This is a genomic window from uncultured Oscillibacter sp. (genome assembly GCF_910587525.1).
In the GTDB taxonomy this organism is placed as follows: domain Bacteria; phylum Bacillota; class Clostridia; order Oscillospirales; family Oscillospiraceae; genus Oscillibacter.
On sequence record NZ_CAJULS010000109.1, the window covers coordinates 1 to 8,119 of the forward strand.

The 8,119-nt window shown below is 63.2% G+C and carries 8 protein-coding genes and 2 pseudogenes; 5 read left to right on the forward strand and 5 right to left on the reverse strand.

Annotated features, from left to right (window positions below; all coding sequences use genetic code 11):
• Together QZ326_RS09760 and QZ326_RS09765 are read left to right on the forward strand one after the other, a co-directional pair.
• Window positions 1–377: pseudogene (locus QZ326_RS09760) on the forward strand (hypothetical protein); the annotation flags it as partial.
• Between the two features lie 20 nt (window positions 378–397).
• Entirely contained in the window at window positions 398–1,396 is a 999-nt protein-coding gene (locus QZ326_RS09765; protein WP_295744599.1) for a GGGtGRT protein, read from the forward strand.
• Window positions 1,397–1,448: 52 nt separating this feature from the next.
• Here QZ326_RS09765 and QZ326_RS09770 read toward each other — a convergent pair whose 3' ends face one another.
• Together QZ326_RS09770 and QZ326_RS09775 are read right to left on the reverse strand one after the other, a co-directional pair.
• Complete coding sequence (locus QZ326_RS09770) at window positions 1,449–1,679, reverse strand: hypothetical protein (RefSeq protein ID WP_295744603.1); 231 nt, start codon at window positions 1,677–1,679, stop codon at window positions 1,449–1,451.
• A 108-nt stretch (window positions 1,680–1,787) separates the two neighbouring features.
• On the reverse strand, window positions 1,788–1,949 hold the full coding sequence (locus QZ326_RS09775; protein ID WP_016322430.1) for a hypothetical protein: 162 nt from the start codon (window positions 1,947–1,949) through the stop codon (window positions 1,788–1,790).
• Between the two features lie 109 nt (window positions 1,950–2,058).
• Between QZ326_RS09775 and QZ326_RS09780 the strand changes: the two genes are divergently transcribed.
• On the forward strand, window positions 2,059–2,277 hold the full coding sequence (locus tag QZ326_RS09780; RefSeq protein WP_295744609.1) for a hypothetical protein: 219 nt from the start codon (window positions 2,059–2,061) through the stop codon (window positions 2,275–2,277).
• A gap of 37 nt (window positions 2,278–2,314) precedes the next feature.
• On the opposite strand, the gene QZ326_RS09785 is transcribed toward QZ326_RS09780, so the two are convergent.
• Both QZ326_RS09785 and thiI read right to left on the reverse strand, forming a co-directional pair.
• Window positions 2,315–3,568, reverse strand: coding sequence for a competence/damage-inducible protein A (locus tag QZ326_RS09785; RefSeq protein ID WP_295744611.1), 1,254 nt, complete (start codon window positions 3,566–3,568; stop codon window positions 2,315–2,317).
• 189 nt (window positions 3,569–3,757) lie between these two features.
• Complete coding sequence (thiI, locus tag QZ326_RS09790) at window positions 3,758–4,936, reverse strand: tRNA uracil 4-sulfurtransferase ThiI (protein WP_295744613.1); 1,179 nt, start codon at window positions 4,934–4,936, stop codon at window positions 3,758–3,760.
• A 320-nt stretch (window positions 4,937–5,256) separates the two neighbouring features.
• Here thiI and QZ326_RS09795 point away from each other — a divergent pair, with 320 nt between their 5' ends.
• On the forward strand, window positions 5,257–5,883 hold the full coding sequence (locus tag QZ326_RS09795; RefSeq protein ID WP_295744616.1) for a flavodoxin family protein: 627 nt from the start codon (window positions 5,257–5,259) through the stop codon (window positions 5,881–5,883).
• Window positions 5,884–5,919: 36 nt separating this feature from the next.
• On the opposite strand, the gene QZ326_RS09800 is transcribed toward QZ326_RS09795, so the two are convergent.
• Window positions 5,920–7,437: a YifB family Mg chelatase-like AAA ATPase gene (locus tag QZ326_RS09800; protein WP_295744619.1), complete on the reverse strand. Its 1,518-nt coding sequence runs from the start codon at window positions 7,435–7,437 to the stop codon at window positions 5,920–5,922.
• Between the two features lie 278 nt (window positions 7,438–7,715).
• Here QZ326_RS09800 and QZ326_RS09805 point away from each other — a divergent pair.
• Window positions 7,716–8,119: pseudogene (locus tag QZ326_RS09805) on the forward strand (pyruvate:ferredoxin (flavodoxin) oxidoreductase); the annotation flags it as partial.

An 8,119-nucleotide genomic window follows, 5' to 3' on the forward strand; every position in this document is an offset into this window, starting at 1 on the left:
GCGACGCCATCAACACCGCCATGCGGGAGCTGTTCCTCCAGATCGTCTACGGCCGTACCCAGACCGCTTTCTCCGAGGGCGGACTGCCCGTCGGTGCCTCCCTGGAGGACTTGGGCAAGGGCCTGCGGAGCCAGGTGGGTACCATGTTTGGCACCAAGGCCAAGGGCCCCCGCTACCTGGAGATGGCCGAGGGCTACGTCACCCGCATTGCCCTGAACAAGGACGACGAGATCATCGGCTATGAGTTCGTGAACTTGGGCAAGATGATGGACGCCATCAAGAAGGGCACCGACGCAAACGAGGCCCTGGAGAAGGCCAAGGGCTGCTACGGCCAGTTCGACGGGGCCGCCAAGTATATCGACCCCCGTCACGAATAATTAGAAGGAGGAATTGAGAAATGGCTCTGTTTGAAAGCTACGAGAGAAGAATCGACAAGATCAATTCCGTCCTGTCTCAGTACGGAATCAAGAGCGTGGAGGAGTGCCGGGACATCTGCAAGGCCGCCGGCTTCGACCCCTACGAGATTGTCAAGGGCATCCAGCCCATCTGCTTTGAAAACGCCTGCTGGGCCTACTGCGTGGGCGCGGCCATCGCGCTGAAAAAGAACGTGGGCACCGCCGCCGAGGCCGCCGAGGCCATTGGCGAGGGCCTCCAGGCCTTCTGCATCCCCGGCTCCGTGGCCGATGACCGCAAGGTGGGCCTGGGCCACGGCAACCTTGGCGCCATGCTGCTGCGGGACGAGACGAAGTGCTTCGCCTTCCTGGCGGGCCACGAGTCCTTCGCCGCCGCCGAGGGCGCCATCGGCATCGTCAAGAACGCCAACAAGGCCCGCAAGGAGCCCCTGCGGGTCATCCTCAACGGCCTGGGCAAGGACGCCGCCCAGATCATCAGCCGCATCAACGGCTTCACCTACGTCCAGACCCAGTTTGATTACGGCACCGGCGAGGTGAAGGTGGTCAAGGAGACCCGGTACAGCGAGGGCGAGCGGGCCAACGTCCGCTGCTACGGCGCCGACGATGTGCGCGAGGGCGTGGCCATCATGCACCTGGAGGGCGTGGATGTGTCTATCACCGGCAACTCCACCAACCCCACCCGTTTCCAGCACCCCGTGGCCGGCACCTATAAGAAGGAGTGCTACGAGCAGGGGAAGAAGTACTTCTCCGTGGCCTCCGGCGGCGGCACGGGCCGCACCCTGCACCCGGACAATATGGCCGCCGGTCCCGCTTCCTACGGCATGACCGACACCATGGGCCGGATGCACTCCGACGCCCAGTTCGCCGGCTCCAGCTCCGTCCCCGCTCATGTGGAGATGATGGGCTTCCTGGGAATGGGCAACAACCCCATGGTGGGCGCCACCGTCGCCGTGGCCGTTGCCGTGGCCGAGAGCAGGAAGTAAGATTCCGCATACAAAATCCCCCGGAGGAAGTCCTCCGGGGGATTTCTTGAGTTTAGAGGAGTTTTTTCAGGCCGCCCAGCACGTCGCCGATGTCACCGGCGGTCAGCTTGGCCTTGATGCCCGTCACCAGGGGCTGGAGCTTCTCATCCGGCAGGTCCACACCAAGCAGGCTCTCTACGGTCTTGATGGGGTCGGTCTGGAAGCGCTTGAGCAGGGCGGGGTCCTTCTGGATTTTCTCCACCAGCTCCTCAATCTTGGCCTTCACGTCAAAATTCATGTCCATGATACCAATTCCTCTTTCTCTCGTTTTGCCGGGCCGGAGCGCCCGCGGCCATCCCATCATAGAGGATTTCGGAGTGGTTGTCAAGACGGAGACCGGGGCACGGCTTCCTCACAGCTCAATCTTCCCGTGTTTTTCCTCGTACTGCTCAATGGCGTCTCGGATGAGGATCAATATCTGGCTGTTGGCGGAACGTCCTTCGTAGTCGGCAAGAATGTGGAGTTTATGCAGCATCGCTTCATCAATGCGGATGGACAGCCCTTTAATCGCCATGTCAAGACCTCAGATTCATTATAGATTGGTTTCATTTTATATCCATTTTTACCATTTTTGTCGAATATGGATATAAAATGAAACTAAAATATAATCAGGGGGAGAGCTTATGGCAAAATACAGGCTGGGCCCGAAAGACATTCTGGAGAAAAAACTCAGCAGGGAGAACCCGCGGCTCAATTACAACCGCCTGTACGCCGCGGCGGTCCTGGCCGCCTTCGACGCACAGGAATCCCTGGAGGAGCTGAATATCGGAGAGGCGAGGAGAATTTTAAGAGCTGTCTGCCAGACGGCGGAACAGCTCCACCTCCTTCCGCCGGAGGGATGAAGAAGCGAGGCTGAACACAGCCTCGCTTTTCTCTGCCTCAGATGGGCAGGTCCGAAAGATACCGCCGGACCACGTCAAAGGCGTGGTTGGCCGCCAGGCCCTGGATACGGTCCCGCCGCCGGCGGCCCATATCCAGACTGCGGCAGTAAGCTCCATTCGGTGCAGCCAGGCCGATGTACACGACGCCCACAGGCACGCCCCGCTCGTCCGGGTCCGGCCCCGCCGCCCCGGTGACGGACACGCCGATATCTGCCCCGGTGATGCGCCGGACGCCCTCCGCCATAGCCCGGGCGCACTGCTCTGACACCGGGCCGTATGTATCCAGAATCTCTTGGGGGACCTGGAGTACGTCTCCCTTGACGCTGGTCCAGTAGCTCACCACGCCTCCGCGGTATACCGCGGAGGCCCCGGGGATGGCGGTGAGTTTCCCGGCTGCCAGTCCACCGGTGCAGCTCTCGGCGGTAGCCAGGGTCAGCCCTTTGTCTTTCAGCAGCCCCAGGCACGCCTCCGCAAGGCCGGACACGTCCACACCGTAGACAATGTCCCCCAGGATATCCCGGACCATCTCCTCCACGGGGGCCAGCATGGCCAGGGCCTCCTCCTCTGCGGCGGCCTTGGCAGTGGCCCGGAGACGGACCTCAAAGGGTTTGGCGTAGGTGGCCAGAGTGGGATTGGTCATGCGGGTCATCTTGTCCCGCAGCAGCTCCTCCACAGAGCTCTCCCCCAGGCCGAAGGTCATGATGTCCCGGGAGACGATAACTTCATGGGACAGCTTTCGCAGGTAGGGCTCCGCATGGCGGCGGAGCATGGTGGACATCTCATGGGGCGGGCCCGGGAGCATAAGAACATGGACGCCGCCGCTCTCAAAGGCACAGCCGGGGGCAGTGCCCACAGGGTTGTCGAAGATGACGCCGTTCTCCGGCAGCTCCGCCTGCTGGGCGTTGTTCTCCGGCATGGGGAGATGGAGCGAGGTCTCGTAGAAGACCCGGATGTCCTCCAGAATCTCCGGGTGGAGCACCAATCTTTGGCCGAAGGTCTCGCAGATGGTCTGCTTGGTCAGATCGTCGTAGGTGGGCCCCAGGCCGCCGGTAGTGATAATGATGTCCGCCCTGCGGCGGGCAATGTCCAGGGCCTCTTTCAGACGCTCCGGGTTATCGCCCACCACGGTGTGCCAGAAAACGTTGATGCCCAGTGCAGAGAGGCTCTGGGAGATGGTCTGGGCGTTGGTGTTTACGATGTTGCCAAGGAGAAGCTCTGTGCCGACGGCGAGAATTTCAGCTGTATGAGACATGGTATGGACCTTCCTTTCCAAGGGAATGGGGGGCCGCCCTACGGGGACGGGACGGGGGACGGCTGCGGGCCGGGAACGGGGAGTTTTCCGCCGCGGGCGGGGACGGGGGGTGCACGGCTTCGCCGTGCGGGATGCACCAGCCAGCATCATGGCTGTATCCCTCCCCGCCCGTCAGGGCGAGAAAAACTCTCAGGGTTTCACCCTGATCCAGCTCTCCCCCTCTAATGCCTTGGACACCAAGCCATCCACATCCAGGGCGGCCTCCGCCTTTCGGACCTCCTCCAAATTGGGCCGCGTGGCGGGGTGCCGGGGCGTAAACACCGTACAGCAGTCCTCGTAGGGGAGAATGGAGGTTTCATAGGTCCCGATCTCCCGGGCCATCCGGATGATATCCACCTTGTCCATGCCGATCAGGGGCCGCAGAACGGGCATGGAGGCTACGTCGTCCGTGGCGGCCAGGGCCATCATGGTCTGGCTGGCCACCTGGCCCAGCGACTCGCCGGTGATCAGTGCCTTGGCCCCGGCCCGCTTTGCCACGGCCTCCGCCAGACGCATCATGAAGCGGCGCATGATAAGGGTGAAATACTCCTCCGGGCACTTGCGGCGGATCTCCTCCTGAATCTCCGTGAAGGGCACGATATGAACCAGCATCCGGCCGCACCAGGCCGTCAGAAGCTGGGCCAGCTCCAGCACCTTGTCCTGGGCCTGCTGGGAGGTATAGGGCGGGGAGACAAAGTGGACCATCTCCAGTTCCACGCCCCGGCGGGCCATCATCCAGGAGGATACAGGGCTGTCCAGTCCGCCCGAGAGCAGGGAGACGGCGTGGCCTCCCATGCCCACCGGCAGGCCTCCTGCGCCGGGGACGGCGGGGGCGTGGACATAGGCGTGCTTCTCCCGAATCTCCACGTAGACCGTCAGCTCCGGGTTATGCACGTCCACTGCCACGTGGGGGAACAGCTCCGCCAGATCCCCGCCTACGGCCTGAGAGACCTGGATGGAGTTCATGGGGTAGTTCTTGTCCGCCCGTTTGCTCTCCACCTTGAAGCTCTTCGCCTGGGCGAAGGCCTCCTCAAGATAGGTTCTGGCGGTCTCCACTATGGCGGGGACGGTCTTCTCACAGGGCACCGCCCGGGCCACGCTCACCACACCGAATACCTGCCGGGCCGCCTGCCAGGCCGACTCCATGTCGCAGCTCCCGTTTACCGGCTCGGCGTAGATGGTGCTCTGGCGGACATAGACCTGGAAGCTGCCGCACTTTTTCAGCCGCCGCCGGACGTTGGTGACAAGCCGGTCCTCAAAGGAGCGCCGGTTCTGGCCCTTCAGGACCACCTCGCCCAGCTTCAGCAGAAGCATTTCGCTGTTGTTCATAGGGGATTCCTCCGTCTTTTGAAGTCCTGATTTTCTGCCTCGTATGATATCACGTTTTTCCCGGGAGAAAAAGCCCCTTTTTGAACAAATTCAAATCCTTGCAATTTCTGCCGGGGTTCTGTACAATAGAGACCGTATAGAGCAATTCCTAAAAATACTGAGAAAAGTTCAGCGGTCCGGGAAAGGCATAGCTGCGTTGCCGTCCTTGGCGGGCGTCAGCCCGCCCGCGTCCTCCGCCTTGCTCTGCATTCCCCGTCCCCGCTTCCTTTTTTCTCATGATTTTTGGGAACTGTTTTAATTGTGAAGAAGGAGGCCCCCTTATGAAAATCGTCGCCATCAACGGAAGCCCCCGCAAGAACGGCAACACCGCCCGGTGCCTGGAGGCCGTGGGCCGGGAGGTAACGGCCGCCGGTGTGGAGTTCCAGGTGTTCCAGCCCGGTCCCAACGTCCGGCCCTGCATGGCCTGCTACCACTGCCTGAATACCGGCAGTCTCCGCTGCGTCCGGGAGGATGACGGGGTGAACGACATCATTGCCGCCTGCATCGAGGCCGACGGCATCCTGCTGGCCTCCCCCGTGTACCACGGCGGTATCGCCGGGGGAATGAAATGTGTGCTGGACCGCCTGATGCTGGCGGCGGGCTGCGGGGACAACCAGCTTCGCCGCAAGGCGGGCGGGGCGCTGTGCACCCTGCGCCGCAGCGGCGGCATGGAGACCTACCAGCAGCTGCTGGGCACTATGGATGCTATGGAGATGGTCATCGTCACCTCAGACTACTGGGGCGCCGTTCACGGTGCGGACCCCGGCGAGGTTTTGGAAGATGAGGAAGGCATGGCGGTGGCCCGGAAGCTGGGAAGAAACATGGCCTGGATGGTGAAGGTCCTCCATGACACGGCGGTGCCCATTCCGGCGGACGTTTCCCGGCCCATGATGAATTTCATCCGGTGACAGCGAAAACGGGCGGCCTTTCAGGCCGCCCGCTTTTTACCCTTTTAAGATGTCCGTGTTCCGGTATTGAATGGCCTCTGCAAGGTGAGGCGCCTGGATGTTTTCCTCCTCCTCCAGATCCGCGATGGTGCGGGCTACCCGCAGTACCCGGTCGTGGGACCGGGCCGTGAGGCCCATGCGGTCAAAGGCGGCCTTCAAAAGCCTCTCCCCCGCCGTATCCAGGCCGCAGAACTCCCCCACCATGGCCGGCGGCATCTGGGCGTTGCAGGTTATATCTGTCCCGGCAAAGCGCCGGGACTGGATGGCCCGGGCCGCGTCCGCCCGGGCCTTCACCGCCGCGGAGGACTCCGGCGTCTGCCGCCGCCGCATGGCCTCGTACTCCACCGAGGGGACGGAGACGTGGAGGTCGATGCGGTCCAGCAGGGGGCCGGAGATCTTCTCCACATATTTCGCAACCTCCCGGTCCGAACAGGCGCACCGCCGGTCCGGATGCCCCCGCCAGCCGCAGCGGCAGGGATTCATGGCGCACACCAGCTGGAACCGGGCGGGAAGGCGCAGGGTGCCCCCGGCCCGGGCCACGGTGACTTCGCCGTCCTCCAGGGGCTGGCGCAGGGCCTCCAGTACGTCCCGGCGGAACTCCGGCAGCTCGTCCAGGAACAGCACGCCGTTGTGGGCCAGGGAGATCTCGCCGGGCCGCATGGCGGGACCGCCGCCCGCCAGAGCGGCGGCAGAGGTGGTGTGGTGGGGCGAGCGGAAAGGCCTGCGGACCAGCAGGGGCCGCAGGGGGTCCGCCGCGCCGGCCACGGACCAGATGCCGGAGCTCTCCAGAGCCTCCGCCCGGCTCAGGCCCGGCAGGATAGAGGGCAGCCGCTTTGCCAGCATGGATTTGCCCGCTCCCGGAGAGCCGATCATCAGCAGGTTGTGCCCGCCTGCGGCGGCGATCTCCAGCGCCCGTTTTACGTTCTCCTGTCCCATCACGTCCCGGAGGTCCGGCAGGGCGGTCTCTTCCTCCTCCGGCTCCCAGACCGGGGCCGGGGACAGGGGAACCTGTCCCCGGAGGTGGGCCGCCAGGGACTTGACGTCCGGCACGCCGTAGACCGTGAGGCCGCCGGCCAGCGTGGCCTCGGCGGCGTTTTCCGCCGGGACAAACAGCTGGCGAATGCCGCTCTCCCGGGCCTTCATGGCCATGGGCAGCACGCCGCGGACGCCCCGCACCGCCCCGGTGAGGGAGAGCTCGCCGATAAAGGCGGCGTCCGGCTGCGGGGGCGGCAGCTCTCCAGCGGCGGACAGCAGCCCCACGAAGATGGGCAGGTCATAGAGGGTTCCCGCCTTCTTCCGGTCCGCCGGGGCCAGGTTGACCGTGATGCGGCTGACGGGGAACTTGGCTCCGCAGTTTTTCACAGCCGCCCGGACCCGCTCCCGGGCCTCCCGCACGGCGGCGTCCGGCAGGCCTACCACGTCAAAGGCCGGAAGGCCGCCGGAGAGAAAGCACTCCGCGCCTACCTCGTATCCGGATATTCCATTCAGCCCCAGGGACCGCACGCTCACCACCATGGAAGAGACACCCCCAAATCAATTTGCACCACCACTATATCACAAACCTGTTTCCATAGGAAACACTTTTTGAAAAACTGCCAAAAAAAGCGGGGCGGTTTTGTCCCATCCGCAGAAAAGGGAAAATCTTGTGCAAAAAATAACAAAGTGCCAGTTTACAGCCAAAACAACCTGTGATATAATGACGGCGCATGAGGTTTTGGAGAAGAGAGTTCCAGAGCCCGTGTGTTTGGCAAAATGCTGCCCGCGGGGCAGCGATTTATAGGAGGTAAGTGTTTATGGCAAGAAAGTTCAAGTCCATGGACGGTAACAACGCGGCCGCATATGTCAGCTATGCGTTTACCGAAGTGGCGGGTATTTATCCGATTACCCCGTCCTCTCCCATGGCGGACCTGGTGGACCAGTGGGCTGCCGCTGGTCAGAAGAACATCTTCGGCACCACCGTGAAGGTGTGCGAGATGCAGTCCGAGGCCGGCGCTTCCGGCACGGTCCACGGCTCTCTGGCCGCCGGCGCGATGACCACCACCTACACCGCGTCCCAGGGCCTGCTGCTGATGATCCCCAACATGTACAAGATCGCCGGCGAGCTGCTGCCCTGCGTGTTCCATGTGTCCGCCCGTACCGTGTCCAGCCACGCGCTGAACATCTTCGGCGACCACTCCGACGTCATGGCCTGCCGCCA

Bases quoted from the DNA above. Each gene is read 5' to 3' on its own strand.
- QZ326_RS09765 (WP_295744599.1), top strand. From the start codon at position 398: ATGGCTCTGTTTGAAAGCTACGAGAGAAGAATCGACAAGATCAATTCC.
- QZ326_RS09770 (WP_295744603.1), bottom strand. From the start codon at position 1,679: ATGGACATGAATTTTGACGTGAAGGCCAAGATTGAGGAGCTGGTGGAG.
- QZ326_RS09775 (WP_016322430.1), bottom strand. From the start codon at position 1,949: ATGGCGATTAAAGGGCTGTCCATCCGCATTGATGAAGCGATGCTGCAT.
- QZ326_RS09780 (WP_295744609.1), top strand. From the start codon at position 2,059: ATGGCAAAATACAGGCTGGGCCCGAAAGACATTCTGGAGAAAAAACTC.
- QZ326_RS09785 (WP_295744611.1), bottom strand. From the start codon at position 3,568: ATGTCTCATACAGCTGAAATTCTCGCCGTCGGCACAGAGCTTCTCCTT.
- thiI (WP_295744613.1), bottom strand. From the start codon at position 4,936: ATGAACAACAGCGAAATGCTTCTGCTGAAGCTGGGCGAGGTGGTCCTG.
- QZ326_RS09795 (WP_295744616.1), top strand. From the start codon at position 5,257: ATGAAAATCGTCGCCATCAACGGAAGCCCCCGCAAGAACGGCAACACC.
- QZ326_RS09800 (WP_295744619.1), bottom strand. From the start codon at position 7,437: ATGGTGGTGAGCGTGCGGTCCCTGGGGCTGAATGGAATATCCGGATAC.